Raw genomic sequence first — 16,949 nt, 5'->3', positions numbered from 1 at the left:
CTCTGTCGCGGCGTCTGCCGTCTCAGTGGGGCCGCATTATAGGGAGCCGAACTTTTTAGGCAAGCGCTTTTAGGGAGTTTTTGCGAAAAAGGATGCTGTTCGTCTAATTAACGACCACTTCGTTGATTATAGTCTGTTTTTTACCCAACAATTAAGCCATTGCTATTACCTATACGTATAAGTAGGCTTGCTGCATTCAATTTATATGTTTATTTATTATGGATAAAAGTCGTCAACAAGAGCTGACCAGATGGTTACGTCAGCACAGATCTCTTGCTAAACCATGGTCTTCTTTATGTATTTTATCAGGTGCCCTATCGACTTTATTGCTGATTGCTCAGGCATGGTTACTTGCAACCATATTGCATGGCGTCATTATTGCTCAGCTTCCGCGTGATATTTTCATTTGGCATTTTGCCGGGTTATTACTCGTCGCTTTACTGCGGGCAATCTTGAGTTGGGCAAAGGAACAATTTGCGTTTATCGGCGCGACGAAAATTCGTAAACATTTTCGTCAGCAAGTGATGCATCAGTTGCAGGCCCGGGGCCCTCTTTATATTCAGCAACAACCAGTTGGCAGTTGGAGCAGTTTATTGGTAGAGCAGATTGAGCATTTGCATGACTTTTATGCGCGCTTTCTGCCGCAGTCGATGCTCTCCGGCATTCAGCCTCTTCTTATTTTGTTATTTGTATTCCCAACCAATTGGGCCAGCGGACTGATTTTATTGCTGACAGCACCTTTGATCCCACTCTTTATGATCCTGACTGGTATGGGAGCGGCTGATGCGAATCGCCGTAATTTTCAGGCATTATCGCGTCTGTCAGCCCATTTTCTGGATCGGTTACAGGGGCTGATGACTCTGCGCCTATTTTACCGGACAAAAGCTGAAGGCGAGAAAATCACACTGGCTTCAGAAGATTTCCGCGGCCGGACAATGGAAGTACTGCGCATGGCTTTTCTAAGCTCTGCAGTTCTGGAGTTTTTTGCTTCTGTTTCTATTGCATTGGTTGCTGTCTATTTTGGCTTTTCTTATCTTGATCACCTCAATTTTGGTGATTATGGCCAACTGACACTGTTCAGTGGCTTATTTGTTCTATTAATGGCACCTGACTTTTATTTACCACTCCGTGAATTAGGTGCTCATTATCATGCAAAAGCACAGGCTATTGGTGCAGCTGATTCTCTGCAATCTTTCCTGGATACAGATGTCATTACTGCTACCGGTGGTGATCAGAAGTTAGCAGATAACACTGATTTCACGATTGAGGCGAATGACTGTTGTGTGCTGGCACATGACGGCAAAGTGCTGACCGGACCGCTCTCTTTTCATATCAAATCAAATCAGTTTGTAGCGATAGTGGGTAAAACAGGCTCGGGTAAAAGTTCATTACTGAATGCCCTGCTCGGCTTTGCGCCTTACACCGGAAGCCTGAAAGTTAATGGTCTGGAATTATCCTCTTTGGATTTTACCTATTACCGGCAATATGTAGGCTGGCTTGCTCAGAATCCGCGTCTTCTGCCGGGTAGTCTGCGCGCTAATTTATTATTGGGTCATCATGACATCAGTGAAGAGTCTCTTCTGATGGCTGTAGAGCAGGCGGGTGCTTCAGAGATAATTAAAGAGAAAGGTTGGGATTATACAATTTCTGAGCAAAGTGCCGGTGTATCTGTTGGCCAGGCTCAACGACTGGCTCTGGCACGGACATTACTGAAACCCTGCCGTTTATTATTGCTTGATGAACCTACCGCCAGCTTAGACCGGATTAATGAGAAAAAGATCCTGCAGGCATTAACCCCACTCTGGCGACGACACACAACACTGCTCGTAACGCACCGGATTGACCAATTACAGCAAGCCGATCATATCCTGCTGTTACAACACGGCCAGTTAATTGCGGAAGGTAATTACGCTGAATTACATAAAAACAATGAGACATTCAGAGCATTACTTGCTCAGCCGGACGCCGCAGTTTCCGGAATAGCGGAGAGTGAATATGCGTGAGTTGCGTCCTTATCTGAAATTATTCCGGCAGCATTGGGTTATGTTGTTTCTGGGGTTAGTGTTAACCCTGTGTACCCTCCTCGCCGGACTTGGGCTGTTATCACTTTCCGGCTGGTTCTTAACGGCCTGTGCAGTTGCCGGCTTAAATGCAGCCAGTAAAGATGCGTTTAACTATATGACACCTGCCGGTGCGGTACGTTTTTTCTCGATTGTACGTACCGCCAGTCGCTGGGGCGATCGTGTTGTCAGCCATGATGCTACTTTCAGGGTTCTGACCACATTACGGATACAGTTCTGGAACAGGATCGCGCCATTATCACTGCATCAGTTACATACCTGGCGACAGGGTGAATTACTGAATCGCATGGTTGCGGATATTGATGCACTGGATAATCTCTATCTACGACTGATTACGCCCGTGCTGGCAGCTGTTTTGATTATTATCAGCCTGTTTGGCTTCACTTTATTCTTTGATGTACAACTGGCGATACTGCTGGGCGGAACCTTATTGCTGCTCGCAGTGACAGTCCCGTTACTGTTTTATCGTTTGGGAAAACAGCCTGGACAAGCGCTGATAGTCAGTCAAAGCCACCTGCGCGAAGCCTGTACAACTTATTTGGCCAATCAGGCTGATTTATTGATGTTTACTGCTGATGAGCAGTATCGTCAGACGATAGAACGAGAAGAAGAGAAATTATTCACGGCTCAGCAACGTATGACAGCCATTAATGGGTTTGCCAGTGCGCTGATGCTTGGCTTACTCAGTTTGCTGGTATGTGTCATGTTGTGGCTGGCTGCATCAGGTGTCGGGGCTCACACGCAGGCCGATCCGTTGACGGCATTAATGGTCTTCTTTGCACTGGCTTCTTTCGAAGCATTACAACCGCTGGCGGGTGCTTTTCAGTATTTATCCTCCACCCTTACTGCAGCACGACGTCTCAACCAGATTATGGAAGCAACTCCGGCGATACAGTTTGGTCAAGATGAGCAACCGGCGACCCGAGGCAGCCTTGATATTCAGGCACTGGAATTTACATATCCTAATCAGTCGGCAGCAGTCATTAATAATCTTTCGCTGCAACTCAATCCCGGTGAAAAAGTCGCCATTCTGGGTCCAACAGGATGTGGCAAATCAACACTATTGAGTTTACTGACCCGGGAATGGTCGGCAATACAAGGCAAAATATTACTGGATAACCGCTCAATTACTGATTTCAGTGATGAAGCCCTGCGAGCGTCCATGTCTGTGGTTAGTCAACGGGTTCATATATTCAGCGCTACACTGGCAGATAACTTACGTTTAGCTAAACCATCAGCCAGTGATGAAGAATTGCAGGCGGTGCTGAATAAAGTTGAACTGGATAGCTTGCTTAGTGGCGATAATCTCAAGGAAAGTTTGCGTCAGTGGCTCGGTGAAGGTGGCCGGGCATTATCCGGTGGTGAGCAACGGCGTTTATCGCTGGCGCGAGCGCTGTTACACGATGCGCCATTATTGTTACTGGATGAGGTCACTGAAGGATTAGATCCGGCAACTGAGCAGAGGATTATGCAATTGATCCTGCAGCACAGCAGGGATAAATCCGTACTGATGATCACGCACCGGTTAACTGGATTACCACAAATGGATCGAATTGCACTTCTTGAGAATGGTCAGTTCCGTATTTCGGGAGCACACAGTGAATTGCTGCAGAACGATCCTTATTATCAGAGTTTATTTTATCATCTGCAGGATGAATGACGGCCTGATGATTAATAGCGGATAGTTATCGAATCTCTGGGTCAGCCTCTCTATAATGTTGTTTCTTATAAATGAGAGGCTGACTTGATGAAAACGCTGCCCTTTACCGCCCTGATGCTTACTATGCTAAGCGGCTGTAGCCTGTTTCAGGTAAATACCAATCTCGATAAAGAAAACTTCACCGAATATTTTAAACCAAGCTCAGTGGCCGTGATGGATAAGGCACAGTTACTGGATGCAGATGCAACACCGGTTGGTACTGTGGAAGGTGAATCCTGTCAGAGCGATACTACTCAGCCAGTTCCTAATATTACTGATGCGCAGACCGATGCCCGACGAAAAGCAGCAGATATGGGCGGTAATGCCGTGGTATTCGGCAAATGCGCGGTTGTGCCGCCATCTTCTGAATGTATATCCAGCCTGGTTTGTTATGGTCAGGTCTATCAGGTTAAAGACAGCGAATAATTTATGTCTGAGGTTGTGGCAACTCAAGCAATCACCCTGTCTACAATCGGGGTGATCCATTCTCCTTATCAGGAAAAGTTTGCTGTTCCGCGGCAGCCGGGACTGGTTACGGCGATCAATGCACAGCTGGAATTGTTACCACCATATAACGATCCCCATTGTGTGCGCGGACTGGAAGAGTTCAGTCACTTATGGCTGATGTTTCTGTTTCATGAAAATGGAACAAATGAATGGCATCCTACGGTTCGTCCTCCCCGGTTAGGTGGTAATCAGCGCGTAGGCGTATTTGCGTCGCGTAGCCCTTTCCGTCCTAATCCGGTGGGATTATCTGTGGTTGAGTTAAAAGCAATTCACCAACAAGGCAACCGGGTATGGCTGGAACTGGGTGGCGTTGATTTGGTCAATGGAACACCGGTGATAGACATTAAGCCCTATCTTCCGTTTGTTGACAGTCTGCCCCAGGCTCGCGGCGGTTTTGCGCCGGAAGCGCCGGTGACAATGCCGGTCAGTTTTACCGAAGAAATGGATATCCGTTGTCAGAAAATCTCGGTAACCCACCCGGGATTTAAAGAATTCCTGCAGCAGGTGATCGCACAGGATCCACGGCCGGCCTACCGCAAGCAGAATGATGACGATAAAATATACGGTGTCCGCTTGCTGACATTTAATATCAACTGGCAAGTAAAAAATGGAATTGCCACCATTTGTGCCATTACAGATATCGGATAAGGAGTCAGATCATGATACATGCAGCATGGTATGTGAGTTTTGTGCTGTCAGTATTACTGTTTTTATCTACTGGTTGTGATGCGGGGCATAAGCCGCCACCAGCAGAAAAACCAAGTACACAGGATACGATCCTGAAAGATCAGCTGAAGCCGCTGGATGATGCCAAAAAAGTTGAGCAGACATTACAGCAGGCAGCAGATAAACAAGCCGAAGAGATCAGGCAGCAGACTAAATAACGTAAATGGAGCCATCATGGCTCCATTTTTTATTGGCTATAAACCTGCAAATTCGGGAATATGCGGTTTACCACGGGATTCAAGAAAATCCAATAATACGCGGGGGCTACGGTTCAGCACTCTGTCAGCCGGAAAATCGACATCATCCAGAATAGCCTGACTCATCTCCAGATCACCCAGACTGTATGCAATATGTGAATCGGAGCCCATACTCACCCAGCCACCGGCATCACGCACCGCTTTGGCAATGGCTGTACAGTTAACATCACTGCCGACCCGTGAATGCAGAAATGAGGAATTATTGATCTCCAGAGCAACGTTATATTTTGCTGCTGCTTCAGCAATAGCATGGATATCAACCGGAAATTTTGGATTACCCGGATGGGTGATCACATGGACCAGACCTTTTTTCATCGCGTTGATCATGGCCCGGGTATTGGTATCACGATCTTTCGGTGCAAAAACCTGTTCATGAAAACCAGCCAGAACAATATCTAACTCATTCAGCATTTTTTCATTGCAGTCAATTTCACCGAATTCATCTTTGATGTTGGCTTCGATGCCACGCAGAATACCGACCCCATCCACCATTCGCGGGATTACCCGTGAATTGATGAAATGCCAGGCATGTGGTGCATCGGCCATGTCCGGACCGTGGTCGGTGGTAGCGAATAAGACGATGCCTTTGCGTTTGGCTTCGGCAATATAATCATGAATCGTGCTGTAGGCGTGTGAGCTGGCCAGGGTATGAGTGTGGGTATCGACCTGATAGCGCATGGTTTAACTACTCCCCTTCTGTCATTATTGTCAGCATATCACAAAAGTCTTTTTTCCGGCGAATCGCGGTGCTTTTCTCCACCTTGATCATTTTTCCCTTGGGGGGTTATCCCGCAGCCTGCTAGAATTTTGCCCCAATTTCAGAATATAACCGGCGATGATGCCGGGTTAACGCTCAATAAACGAAGGATCCAGCATGCGTACCAGCCAATATCTGCTTTCCACGCTCAAAGAAACACCGAATGATGCAGAAGTGATCAGCCATCAACTTATGCTGCGTGCCGGAATGATCCGGAAACTGGCTTCCGGCCTGTACACCTGGCTGCCAACCGGTCTGCGAGTGTTACACAAAGTTGAAGCTATCGTGCGTGAAGAAATGAATAAGGCAGGTGCAATTGAGGTTTCTATGCCTGTCGTTCAGCCAGCAGAATTATGGCAGGAATCAGGCCGCTGGGAACAATATGGTCCGGAACTGTGCCGTCTGACGGACCGTCACAACCGTCCTTTTGTATTAGGCCCGACACATGAAGAAGTTGTCACTGCGCTGGTCCGCTATGAAGTAAACAGTTACAAACAACTGCCACTGAATCTGTATCAGATCCAGACCAAATTCCGTGACGAAGTCCGTCCGCGTTTCGGTGTTATGCGTGGCCGTGAGTTCACCATGAAAGATGCTTACTCTTTCCATATGAACAAAGAAAGCCTGATCGAAACCTACGGCAAAATGCATCAGGCCTACTGCAATATTTTCTCTCGCATGGGGCTGGATTTCCGTCCTGTGCTGGCAGATACCGGCTCTATCGGTGGTACTGGCTCACACGAATTCCACGTTCTGGCCAACAGCGGTGAAGACCTGATTGCTTTCTCTACCGAATCTGATTACGCCGCTAACGTTGAAATGGCGGAAGCACTGGCCCCAGCCGGTGAGCGTCCTGCACCAACCGAATCTGCAACCAAAATCGCCACACCAAATGCGCATACTATCGCTGAAGTATCGGCTTACCTGAAAGTGGCTGAACAGCAAACGCTTAAAACATTGCTGGTCAAAGGTGAAGAAGACGAACAAGGTAAAGCTGGTGTCATCGCGCTGGTATTGCGTGGCGACCATGAGCTGAACGAAATCAAAGCAGAAAAAATTGCTGGTGTTGCTGCGCCACTGACGTTTGCCAGTGAAGAAGAGATCCGTGCCGTTGCCGGTTGTGATGCCGGTTCTATCGGCCCGCAAAATCTGCAGTGTCGTGTGATTGTTGATCGTAGCGCCGCTCATCTGGCTGATTTTGTTTGTGGTGCAAACGAAAACGATTTCCACATGACCGGTATGAACTGGGATCGCGATGTTCAGGGCTATGAAGTTGCCGACATCCGTAACGTTGTGGAAGGTGATCCAAGCCCATGCGGTAAAGGCACTCTGCTGCTGAAACGTGGTATCGAAGTAGGTCATATTTTCCAGCTCGGCACTAAATACTCCGAAGCGATGAACGCGACCGTACTGAATGAAGCCGGTAAAGCAACCGTCATGGAAATGGGTTGCTATGGTATCGGTGTTACCCGTGTGGTAGCAGCAGCCATTGAACAGAACTTTGATGATCGCGGCATTATCTGGACCGACTCTATCGCGCCATTCCAGGTGGTTATCATTCCAATGAACATGCATAAATCAGAGCGTGTACAGGAATTGGCAGAACGTTTCTACAATGAACTGCAGGCTGCAGGTGTAGAAGTACTGCTGGATGATCGCAAAGAGCGTCCGGGCGTGATGTTTGCCGATATGGAACTGATTGGTATTCCTCACTCTATCGTGATTGGCGACCGCAGTATTGATAACGGTGTTGTTGAATACAAATACCGTCGTAGCGGTGATAAAACTGAAGTTGCTATTGACGAGATCATTGCGAAAATCAAAGCGCAACTGAACAAGTAATCATTGGTCTGATAAACCGGCCTCTCAGGGGCCGGTTTTTTTATGTCAGCTATTTGGCTGCCAATCAATCCGGAGACCATTTCTATCTTCCGGGCAACAATATTCCTGACAAATAAACACGCCAGCTGCTGCGGCAACCTTATCCTGATAACAAATCACCGGCACGGTGCTGCGTAACCAGGGCGCTACACCATACTCCTGCCAGAGCTTCTTTAATTCTCTGGAATGTTGACGTCCGACAGGATGGACCTTCACCGAGCCCGGTAAATTAAATACCACTGTTAGCTGTTCATTGGGGACTGGCATACGCAGCTGAGCATGTGCGGAATGATCAGAACGCAAGGTCAAAATACCGCCAGGTAAAGACAATGGCATATCAATCTGCAGTCTCAGTATAGATGGAATGATCGGTGTGCTGACATCCGCATTCACCTGATACAACCGGTGCTGATATCGCCGGATAATCCCTTTCTGCCAGACTAGCTCCGGTGTGGCATCTTCCCGGGCTAATGCAACTTCCGGCCAGATCTTCTGCAATTGAACCTGCGACGGAACCGTGCCGGTCCGCTGTCGCAACCAGAAACGCAGCAACTGATGACGTCGTGCCAGCGAAAGATTGTCCAGCAGGCTGATATCCAAACTTCCGTCCGGATGCTGACTTGCCATCAGATCCTGTTGTGCGATTTCATCCAGCAAGGTTTCCTGTTCTGCGCATAAGCCTGCGGTACGGCTGGCTGTCGCGGTGATCTCCGGCCAGCGCTGACGCAGTAAGGGGATCACTTTCTGACGCAGGAAATTGCGATCAAAACGATCATCCTGATTACTGTCATCCTCAATCCAGCTTAACTGCTGACTGATGGCCCAGTCAGACAATTGTTGCCGGCTGAAGGTAAGTAAAGGTCGCACAAGGTGTCCGCCAGCAAATGCAGTTTTTACCGGCATTGCGGATAAGCCACGGGGACCGGAGCCCCGCTTCAGGGCCAGCAGCAAAGTTTCCAGCTGATCATCCTGATGGTGCGCGGTGAGTAAGACACCACCTTCCGGGAGGTTTTGGCGAAAAACGTCGTAGCGGGCCTGACGGGCAAGATCCTCAAGACTTTGCCGGGCCTTTTTCTCAATTTCAACACGTTTTGCTATGAATGGTACTGTCAGTACATCGCAAACCTGCGCGCAATGGGTCAGCCATTGGTCAGCCTTAGGATTTAAACCATGATGCACATGCACTGCCTGCAGGGAAAAGCCGTCTCGCTGAGATATATAACGGGCCAGCAATTCAAGTAACACGCGGGAATCGAGGCCGCCGCTGAATCCAACCAGTAAGTGCCCGGGCCGGATCAGCTGATCCAGCACAGAAAAGACACTTGCTTCCAATTCATGATGACTCACAACAGATACTTCATCGATAAAGTACAATATGCGGATATTAGCAGATCCTGTTTGTCATTACGTGAACCGGGATAATAAGCCATATTGCTTGCGGCTCGTTTACACGATAACGATGATCGGATGGAAGAAATAAAAAAAGCCCCTGAGCGGGGCTTAAAGAAAAGGAAAGCATTAATACTTAACGGGTTTCCAGCGGAGCGAAGCTCTTCACAAGATCATCAATGGCTTTCATCTGTTGCAGGAATGGCTCCAGCTTATCCAGTGGTAATGCACTAGGACCATCACAACGTGCATGTTCCGGATCAGGATGCGACTCAATAAACAAGCCAGCCAGACCAACCGCCATACCAGCGCGTGCCAGTTCAGTCACTTGCTCACGACGACCACTTGAAGCCGCACCCAGCGGGTCACGACACTGCAGGGAATGCGTTACGTCAAAAATCACCGGGCTGCCCTGGCTGGCATCTTTCATCACGCCGAAGCCCAGCATGTCGACCACCAGATTGTCATAACCGAAATTCACACCGCGTTCACACAGAATAATACGGTCGTTACCGCATTCGGCGAATTTCTCAACGATGTTCTTAACCTGTCCCGGGCTCAGGAACTGCGGTTTTTTCACGTTAATCACGTTACCTGTTTTAGCCAGAGCTTCCACCAGATCAGTCTGACGCGCCAAGAAGGCCGGTAATTGCAGCACATCCACGACTTCACCGATCGGTTTGGCTTGCCATGTTTCATGCACATCTGTGATCAGGCTGACACCGAAGGTTTTCTTCAGTTCTTCAAAAATACGCAGACCTTCTTCCATACCCGGACCACGGTAGGAATGAACTGAGGAGCGGTTGGCTTTATCCCAGCTGGCTTTAAATACCAAAGGGATGCCCAGTTTTTCAGTTACGGTGACGTAGGTTTCACAGATCGACATCGCCAGATCCCGTGACTCCAGTACATTCATGCCACCAAACAGTACGAATGGCTGATCATTAGCAACATTAATTCCGTTAAACTGAACGACTTTCTGTTTCATTCATCACTCCATCAGTGAAAAATTATGGCGTCATGATCCAGCATCGCCAGCTGTACTTTCAGTACGGCTGCAACCGGATCCTGAGGACATTGTTCAATAAAATAGGTGTAATCATGAGCTGCCAGCTGCGGACATTCCAGCTGTTCATATACCAGCCCGCGATCACGGATTTCATAGGGGTCATCGGGGTTCATCGCCAGCAAAACCTCGCTGCAGCGTAACGCCTCCGGCAAACAACGACTTTGTAACATACAACCTTTAATCACGCTCAATAAACGTGACATTATCTGACGCTGATCTGTCTCTTTTGTATATTTACTATCCATCCGGGTTAAGTCACCGAGTGTGGCTCGCAGCATTAATGACTGCTGCTCATAATCCCACTCTTCACCGGTAAACGGATCGATTAATACAGGCTTACTTTCCGGGAAAAGCAGCAAGAAGTTACCAGGGAAGCAAACACCACGCACCGGCAATTCTATCGAATGAGCCAGATGCATTAACACGATACCCAGCGTGAGCGGCAAACCAGTGCGCTGCATCAGCACCTGATCCAGCAGGCAGTTTTCCGGTGCATAGTAATTCTGCCAGTCACCGGAAAATTGCAATTCATGATAGAACGCATGCAACAGTTGTTCACGACGCCCTTTATCATCAGGGGCCGTAATATACGGCCGGAGCTCTGTACACAAAGCGCGTAGCCGCTGCAATCCGTCGATCAATACCGGTTTATCTTGTACATCTTCTGAGGCCATCAATGCCAGCATGGCAATATCCAGCCCTTCAAAATCAGTATCGTGTGTAATGTTCATCTGCGTACTACCCTGCAACATCACCGGGCCACTGACCGCCGGAAACCCGATCCTGACCACCTAAATCCGATTTGGTTGTGACTGCCTGAAAACCACGGGACGACAATAAGTCACGCACAGCCTCAGCCTGTTGCCAGCCGTGCTCCAGCAGCAACCAGCCACCGGCGGCTAAATATTCCGGAGCCTGATCAATAATTTGTCGGATATCCGCCAGACCATCTTCATCAGCAACTAAAGCTGAATGCGGCTCAAAGCGCACATCACCCTGAGCCAGATGCGGGTCAGCGGCATCAATATATGGCGGATTGGAAACAATCAGCTGGAAATTCCGCTCATTCAGCGCAGAAAACCAGTTACTCGCCAGAAAATTAACAGAAAAGCCCAGCCGGGCAGCATTGCGGCGTGCCAGATCCAGTGCGGCGGGTTCACGTTCCAGCGCCCACATTGCCAGTGCCGGGAACTCTGATTTCAGTGCCAGAGCGATCGCGCCGGTGCCCGTTCCCAGATCCAGTGCTTTCTGACCTTGCCCTTGTTCAGACAACAGCGTCAGCGCCCATTCCACCAGCGCCTCAGTATCCGGACGCGGGATCAGTGTCGCCGGGGAAACCTGTAACGGCAGTGACCAGAATTCACGCACACCGAGAATATAGGCAACCGGCTCGCCCTGTTCACGACGAACAGCAAATTGTTCAACCTGCGCCACCTGCTCCGGTGTCAGCTCCTGCTCCGGCCAGGTACGCAGATAAGTACGGGTACAACTTAATACGGCACATAACAGGCAGTCCGCATCCAGTGCGGCACTGTCACTATCGGTAAACCGCTGGATTAACTGCTGACGCAGGGAAGCTATTTGCATTAGTTATTCTCTGACAACGCGGCCAGCTGATCGGCCTGATATTCCTGCTGCAGCGGTTTGAGAAGGCTGTCTAAATCACCTTCCATCACTTCTGACAGACGATACAGCGTCAGGTTGATACGGTGATCACTGACTCGCCCCTGTGGATAGTTATACGTGCGGATACGGTCTGAACGATCACCGGTACTCAGAATACTGCGACGTGTCGAGTCAGCTTCAGCACGACGTTTGTCTTCTTCCTGCTGCGCCAGACGCGCGGCAAGAACAGACATCGCCCGCGCCTTGTTCTTATGCTGTGAACGCTCATCCTGACATTCAACGACCGTGCCCGTCGGAATATGGGTAATACGGATCGCAGAATCCGTTTTGTTGATGTGCTGACCACCGGCACCCGAGGCCCGGAAGGTATCAATACGCAGATCGGCCGGGTTGATCTCCGGGATCTCTTTTTCCGGGATCTCCGGCAACACCATGACTGTACAGGCAGACGTATGTACACGGCCCTGAGATTCGGTTTCCGGCACACGTTGTACGCGATGACCACCGGATTCAAACTTCATGATTCCGTAAACGCTGTCGCCTTCCATGCGAACGATGATCTCTTTATAGCCTCCATGTTCGCCATCGCTGGTGCTCATGATCTCCATGCGCCAGCCACGACGTTCAGAATATTTGGAGTACATGCGGAACAGATCTCCGGCAAAAATAGCCGCTTCGTCACCACCGGCACCGGCACGGATTTCCAGGAAACAGTTGCTGTCATCTTTTGGATCTTTCGGCAACAACAATACCTGTAATTCAGCTTCCACACGTTCAATCAGCTGTTTAGCTTCCGCCAGCTCTTCCTGTGCCATCGCTTTCATTTCAGCATCATCGCCAGACAACATTTCTTCAATGGCTTGCAGATCAGCTTCTGCCTGCTGATATTGCTGGAAACCCGCAACCACCTCACCCAGTTGCGAATATTCCCGGGTCAGAGCACGGAATTTATCCTGATCGGAAACCACATTCGGTTCACCCAGCAGCGCCTGAACTTCTTCATAGCGCTCCATCAGTCCTTCCAGTTTTCTGATCACTGTTTCTTTCATAGTATTCCTGTTTATATTTGTTTTTTATCAGTGCAATTTGCCTGATATTTAATTCTTTTCGTCGAGCTGTAGTGCCTGACTCAATAATGACAGTGAGGTTTTATCTCCGGCCTCACCTGCCTGACGTAACGCTTCCGTCGGAGCATGAATTAACTTGTTGGTCAGCCGTTCGCTGAACTCGGCTAACACCGCTGCCGCATCTTCACCTTGCTCGAGTTTGCGTAATGCCTGCGATAACTGTTCCTGACGAATCGCATCGGCCTGCTGACGGTAAGTACGCACCTGCGTTTGCGCTGACAAACTACGGAACCAGTTCATGAACTGCTCCCGTTCATCCTGCACTATCTGCTCAGCCTGCCGGGCCGCATGTTCCCGATGGCGCTGATTTTCAGCCACTATGCTTTGCAGATCATCAACCGTATACAGATAAGCATCGGATAACTCGCCGACTTCCTCTTCAATATCACGGGGAACCGCAATATCAATCAGCAACATGGGTTTATTACGGCGCTGTTTCAGTGCCCGCTCTACCATGCCTTTACCCAGTATTGGCAACGGACTGGCGGTCGAACTGATCACCAGATCAACATCCGGTAATACCTGCGGGATCTCATTCAAAGTGATCACATCAGCCTGCCAGGCACCGGCTATCGCCTGCGCCCGCAATAACGTACGGTTAGCAACCGTCATTTGCGATACCGATTGCCCATACAAGTGTTGTCCAACCAGCTCAATGGTTTCCCCGGCACCGATCAGCAAGACTTTTACCTGAGAGAGATCACCAAAAATCTGCCGTGCCAGCGTGACGGCCACATAAGCGACAGACACACCATAGGCACCGATCTCTGTTTCGGTTCGAACTCGCTTTGCCACACTGAAAGTCCGCTGAAACAACCGGTTTAAAAGCCCTTTGACCGATCCTTGCTTACTGGCAGTATCCAGCGCCTGTTTTACCTGACCTAATATCTGCGGTTCACCGAGCACCAGTGAATCCAGTCCGGCTGCGACACGCATCAGATGACGCACCGCCTCAGCATCCTGCATCTGGTACAGCGCTGGCTGTAATTCATCGTCACTCAGATGCTGGAAACGCGACAGCCATAGCGCAACCTCTTCACTGGCGCCGCTATCAACAGCGCAGTAAAGTTCAGTGCGATTACAGGTGGAAAGAATCACCCCTTCCCTGACACCGGGAACCGATGTTAACGCCGTCAAAGCATCATCAATACGTTCCGGACCAAAGGCTACCCGTTCACGCAATGATAATGACGCCGTTTTATGGTTTACCCCCAGCACAAACAGATGATGCATCAGGCCGTGGACTCGTCAGCAAATTTAAGGTGCTCATTCTACGAAAAAGCGGGGATCTTTGAAAGCGAAGCGCCAGCGCCTATACTGTCGCATCGTCAAAGGAGGCGTCGTGAAACTATTACAACACCTGACACTGATTTTCTGCCTGCTGATACTGACCGCCTGTAGTTCCCGTCAGCAGCAACCGGATAACACCAACTGGCGCCAGCAACGTGAAAAGCTGGAGTCAGTCACCCACTGGACCATTTCCGGCAAACTCGCCATCATCACGCCGGAGAAAAAAGGCTCGGTACGTATTCGCTGGCAGCAGAATGGTGATGACTATCATCTTAACCTGACCAGTTTGCTCGGTACCCGGGTCATGGAAATGCGAAAAACCGGCGAGCAGATCGTTATTATCGACGATAAAGGGCAGGAATACCGCGGAACAGATGCTGAATATCTGGTTTATCGTCTGACCGGCTGGCAAATGCCGGTCTACAAGTTACCGATGTGGATAAAAGGACTGCCCGGAGATACTGATTATCAGATCAACCCGAACGGTCAGGTTACCCAAATCAAAACGGCTCAGTGGCAAATGCAATATCAGACATATCAGCCTGTTGACGGCTGGATGATGCCGGAAAATATCACGTTTAAAGGTCAGCAAACCGAATTACGTCTGGTGATTAATGAGTGGAAACTGGCAAAATAATGAGTACACCTGAAAACATGGCCTGGCCGGCTCCCGCCAAACTGAATCTGTTTTTGCATGTAAATGGCCGTCGCAGCGACGGTTACCATGAATTACAGACGTTATTTATTTTCCTCGATCACTGTGACTGGTTACGTTTTCATATTAATAACAGTGATCTGGTGGATATCAAACCAGCGCTGGCAGACGTTCCGCCGGAGCAGAACCTGATCTATCGGGCTGCCATGCTGCTGAAACAATATTCCACGCAACCACTGGGTGTGATGGTCGAACTGGACAAACGTCTGCCTATGGGGGGCGGTATTGGTGGTGGCTCCTCCGATGCAGCAACCACGCTGGTGGCACTGAACTATCTCTGGAAAATAAATCTTCCTGTGGATGAGCTGGCAGAGTTGGGTCGTCAGCTGGGCGCTGATGTGCCGGTGTTTGTCCGCGGACATGCTGCTTTTGCTGAGGGTGTTGGCGAAAAACTACTCCCTGTTGAAGTGACTCAGAAATGGTATCTGGTATTAGTGCCTGAATGCCATGTCTCTACCGCAGAGATATTTCGCCATAAAGATCTCAAACGGGACACTCCCAAGCAGAACTGGCGTGAATTACAACAGGGTAACTGGCATAATGATTGTGAACCATTGGTGAAAAAGAATTACCCCGAGGTTGAAAAGGCCTTACGCTGGTTGATAGAATACGCGCCGTCGAGAATGACTGGTACTGGTGCATGTGTTTTTGCGGAATTTAAGCACGAGCACGAGGCCCGGGAAGTCTTGGCGTTGATACCGACATGGTTACGAGGTTTTGTAGCCAGAGGGGAAAACTTATCACCCCTCCATGTCGTTTTGCAACAGGTTTATGCTTGAAATGACTTAGCCGTCAACATTTCCTGCTAACCTTCACCCCCAACTGGACAAACCCAGAGGTTTAATCCCGTGCCTGACATGAAGCTGTTTGCCGGTAACGCCACACCGGAATTAGCGCAAAAGATTGCCGACCGTCTCTTCACTAAACTTGGCAGTGCAGCCGTAGGTCGCTTCAGCGATGGAGAGATCAGCGTACAAATCAACGAAAATGTACGTGGTAGTGATGTATTCATCATTCAATCAACCTGTGCCCCTACCAATGACAATCTGATGGAACTGATTGTTATGGTCGATGCGATGCGTCGTGCATCCGCAGGTCGTATTACTGCGGTAATTCCTTACTTTGGCTATGCTCGTCAGGATCGTCGTGTACGTTCTTCACGTGTACCAATTACAGCTAAAGTTGTTGCTGATTTTCTGTCCAGCGTCGGTGTTGACCGCGTATTGACTGTTGATTTGCACGCTGAGCAGATCCAGGGCTTCTTTGATGTGCCTGTTGACAACGTATTCGGTAGCCCGGTTCTGCTGGAAGACATGAAATCACGTCAACTGGAAGATCCTGTGGTTGTATCTCCGGACATCGGTGGCGTAGTGCGTGCCCGTGCTATCGCTAAACTGCTGGATGATACTGACATTGCGATCATCGACAAACGCCGTCCACGCGCCAACGTCTCTCAGGTTATGCACCTGATTGGTGATGTAGCGAATCGTGACTGCATTATCGTTGATGATATGATCGACACTGGCGGTACATTGTGTAAGGCAGCTGAAGCTCTGAAAGAGCGCGGTGCAAAACGTGTATTCGCATATGCAACCCACCCAATCTTCTCTGGTCTGGCAGCAAAAAATATTGCTGAATCAGTCATTGATGAAGTGATTATTACTGATTCTATTCCGTTGACCGATGAAATTCGCGCTCTCGGTAAAGTGAAACAGCTGACCCTGGCTCCAATGCTGGCAGAAGCTATTCGCCGTATCAGCAACGAAGAATCTATCTCTGCAATGTTTGAACATTGATTCAGATTTTTCAGAGTATAAAAAAAGCC

Annotated in this window: 16 protein-coding genes; 9 read left to right on the top strand and 7 right to left on the bottom strand. The window is 49.2% G+C overall.

From position 1 onward, the window contains the following. Window positions 1-218: 218 nt before the first annotated feature. The 5 genes from cydD to TOLA_RS04245 all read left to right on the top strand — a co-directional run bounded on the left by cydD (window position 219) and on the right by TOLA_RS04245 (window position 5,171). The gene (cydD, locus tag TOLA_RS04265) at window positions 219-2,003 is read left to right on the top strand and encodes a heme ABC transporter permease/ATP-binding protein CydD (RefSeq protein WP_012729060.1); all 1,785 of its coding nucleotides are present in this window, start codon (window positions 219-221) and stop codon (window positions 2,001-2,003) included. Further along, on the top strand, window positions 1,996-3,741 hold the full coding sequence (gene cydC / locus TOLA_RS04260; RefSeq protein WP_012729059.1) for a heme ABC transporter ATP-binding protein/permease CydC: 1,746 nt from the start codon (window positions 1,996-1,998) through the stop codon (window positions 3,739-3,741). The genes cydD and cydC overlap by 8 nt, the downstream gene beginning before the upstream one ends. A gap of 87 nt (window positions 3,742-3,828) precedes the next feature. Beyond that, the gene (gene rcsF / locus TOLA_RS04255; RefSeq protein ID WP_012729058.1) at window positions 3,829-4,206 is read left to right on the top strand and encodes an Rcs stress response system protein RcsF; all 378 of its coding nucleotides are present in this window, start codon (window positions 3,829-3,831) and stop codon (window positions 4,204-4,206) included. A gap of 3 nt (window positions 4,207-4,209) precedes the next feature. Continuing rightward, a complete protein-coding gene (gene tsaA, locus TOLA_RS04250; protein ID WP_012729057.1) occupies window positions 4,210-4,935 on the top strand; it encodes a tRNA (N6-threonylcarbamoyladenosine(37)-N6)-methyltransferase TrmO in 726 nt (241 codons plus the stop codon). Between the two features lie 11 nt (window positions 4,936-4,946). Further along, complete coding sequence (locus TOLA_RS04245) at window positions 4,947-5,171, top strand: hypothetical protein (protein WP_012729056.1); 225 nt, start codon at window positions 4,947-4,949, stop codon at window positions 5,169-5,171. 36 nt (window positions 5,172-5,207) lie between these two features. On the opposite strand, the gene TOLA_RS04240 is transcribed toward TOLA_RS04245, so the two are convergent. After that, on the bottom strand, window positions 5,208-5,948 hold the full coding sequence (locus tag TOLA_RS04240; protein WP_012729055.1) for a phosphatase: 741 nt from the start codon (window positions 5,946-5,948) through the stop codon (window positions 5,208-5,210). Window positions 5,949-6,144: 196 nt separating this feature from the next. Between TOLA_RS04240 and TOLA_RS04235 the strand changes: the two genes are divergently transcribed. After that, entirely contained in the window at window positions 6,145-7,869 is a 1,725-nt protein-coding gene (locus TOLA_RS04235; RefSeq protein WP_012729054.1) for a proline--tRNA ligase, read from the top strand. 45 nt (window positions 7,870-7,914) lie between these two features. Here the strand turns inward: TOLA_RS04235 and tilS are convergent, their stop codons facing one another. The 6 genes from tilS to hemA form a co-directional block, all read right to left on the bottom strand. Continuing rightward, complete coding sequence (gene tilS / locus TOLA_RS04230; protein WP_218916117.1) at window positions 7,915-9,255, bottom strand: tRNA lysidine(34) synthetase TilS; 1,341 nt, start codon at window positions 9,253-9,255, stop codon at window positions 7,915-7,917. Between the two features lie 178 nt (window positions 9,256-9,433). Next, window positions 9,434-10,285: a 3-deoxy-8-phosphooctulonate synthase gene (gene kdsA / locus TOLA_RS04225; protein WP_012729052.1), complete on the bottom strand. Its 852-nt coding sequence runs from the start codon at window positions 10,283-10,285 to the stop codon at window positions 9,434-9,436. Window positions 10,286-10,296: 11 nt separating this feature from the next. After that, entirely contained in the window at window positions 10,297-11,097 is an 801-nt protein-coding gene (locus tag TOLA_RS04220) for a SirB1 family protein (protein ID WP_041609685.1), read from the bottom strand. 7 nt (window positions 11,098-11,104) lie between these two features. Further along, window positions 11,105-11,953, bottom strand: coding sequence for a peptide chain release factor N(5)-glutamine methyltransferase (gene prmC, locus TOLA_RS04215; protein WP_012729050.1), 849 nt, complete (start codon window positions 11,951-11,953; stop codon window positions 11,105-11,107). Further along, entirely contained in the window at window positions 11,953-13,041 is a 1,089-nt protein-coding gene (prfA, locus tag TOLA_RS04210) for a peptide chain release factor 1 (protein ID WP_012729049.1), read from the bottom strand. The genes prmC and prfA overlap by 1 nt, the downstream gene beginning before the upstream one ends. A 48-nt stretch (window positions 13,042-13,089) precedes the next feature. Beyond that, window positions 13,090-14,352, bottom strand: a complete 1,263-nt coding sequence (gene hemA / locus TOLA_RS04205; protein WP_012729048.1) for a glutamyl-tRNA reductase — start codon at window positions 14,350-14,352, stop codon at window positions 13,090-13,092. A 109-nt stretch (window positions 14,353-14,461) separates the two neighbouring features. Here hemA and lolB point away from each other — a divergent pair, with 109 nt between their 5' ends. From lolB to TOLA_RS04190, 3 genes are all read left to right on the top strand, one after another. Next, window positions 14,462-15,046: a lipoprotein insertase outer membrane protein LolB gene (gene lolB / locus TOLA_RS04200; protein WP_012729047.1), complete on the top strand. Its 585-nt coding sequence runs from the start codon at window positions 14,462-14,464 to the stop codon at window positions 15,044-15,046. Then, window positions 15,046-15,903 carry a 4-(cytidine 5'-diphospho)-2-C-methyl-D-erythritol kinase gene (gene ispE / locus TOLA_RS04195; protein WP_012729046.1) on the top strand — a complete coding sequence of 286 codons (858 nt, stop codon included), beginning with the start codon at window positions 15,046-15,048 and terminating at the stop codon, window positions 15,901-15,903. Before lolB ends, ispE begins: the two co-directional genes overlap by 1 nt. Before the next feature lie 69 nt (window positions 15,904-15,972). After that, window positions 15,973-16,920 (top strand): ribose-phosphate pyrophosphokinase, encoded by a 948-nt coding sequence (locus tag TOLA_RS04190; RefSeq protein WP_012729045.1) that lies wholly within the window; start codon window positions 15,973-15,975, stop codon window positions 16,918-16,920. The last annotated feature ends 29 nt before the right edge of the window (window positions 16,921-16,949 follow it).

Source organism: Tolumonas auensis DSM 9187 (genome assembly GCF_000023065.1).
Classification (GTDB): Bacteria; Pseudomonadota; Gammaproteobacteria; order Enterobacterales; family Aeromonadaceae; genus Tolumonas; species Tolumonas auensis.
This window is presented reverse-complemented; position numbering and strand designations above follow the sequence as displayed.

Bases quoted from the DNA above. Each gene is read 5' to 3' on its own strand.
- TOLA_RS04245 (WP_012729056.1), top strand. From the start codon at position 4,947: ATGATACATGCAGCATGGTATGTGAGTTTTGTGCTGTCAGTATTACTG.
- TOLA_RS04240 (WP_012729055.1), bottom strand. From the start codon at position 5,948: ATGCGCTATCAGGTCGATACCCACACTCATACCCTGGCCAGCTCACAC.
- hemA (WP_012729048.1), bottom strand. From the start codon at position 14,352: ATGCATCATCTGTTTGTGCTGGGGGTAAACCATAAAACGGCGTCATTA.
- kdsA (WP_012729052.1), bottom strand. From the start codon at position 10,285: ATGAAACAGAAAGTCGTTCAGTTTAACGGAATTAATGTTGCTAATGAT.
- TOLA_RS04235 (WP_012729054.1), top strand. From the start codon at position 6,145: ATGCGTACCAGCCAATATCTGCTTTCCACGCTCAAAGAAACACCGAAT.
- prfA (WP_012729049.1), bottom strand. From the start codon at position 13,041: ATGAAAGAAACAGTGATCAGAAAACTGGAAGGACTGATGGAGCGCTAT.
- tsaA (WP_012729057.1), top strand. From the start codon at position 4,210: ATGTCTGAGGTTGTGGCAACTCAAGCAATCACCCTGTCTACAATCGGG.
- TOLA_RS04220 (WP_041609685.1), bottom strand. From the start codon at position 11,097: ATGAACATTACACACGATACTGATTTTGAAGGGCTGGATATTGCCATG.
- cydD (WP_012729060.1), top strand. From the start codon at position 219: ATGGATAAAAGTCGTCAACAAGAGCTGACCAGATGGTTACGTCAGCAC.
- cydC (WP_012729059.1), top strand. From the start codon at position 1,996: ATGCGTGAGTTGCGTCCTTATCTGAAATTATTCCGGCAGCATTGGGTT.
- ispE (WP_012729046.1), top strand. From the start codon at position 15,046: ATGAGTACACCTGAAAACATGGCCTGGCCGGCTCCCGCCAAACTGAAT.
- rcsF (WP_012729058.1), top strand. From the start codon at position 3,829: ATGAAAACGCTGCCCTTTACCGCCCTGATGCTTACTATGCTAAGCGGC.
- prmC (WP_012729050.1), bottom strand. From the start codon at position 11,953: ATGCAAATAGCTTCCCTGCGTCAGCAGTTAATCCAGCGGTTTACCGAT.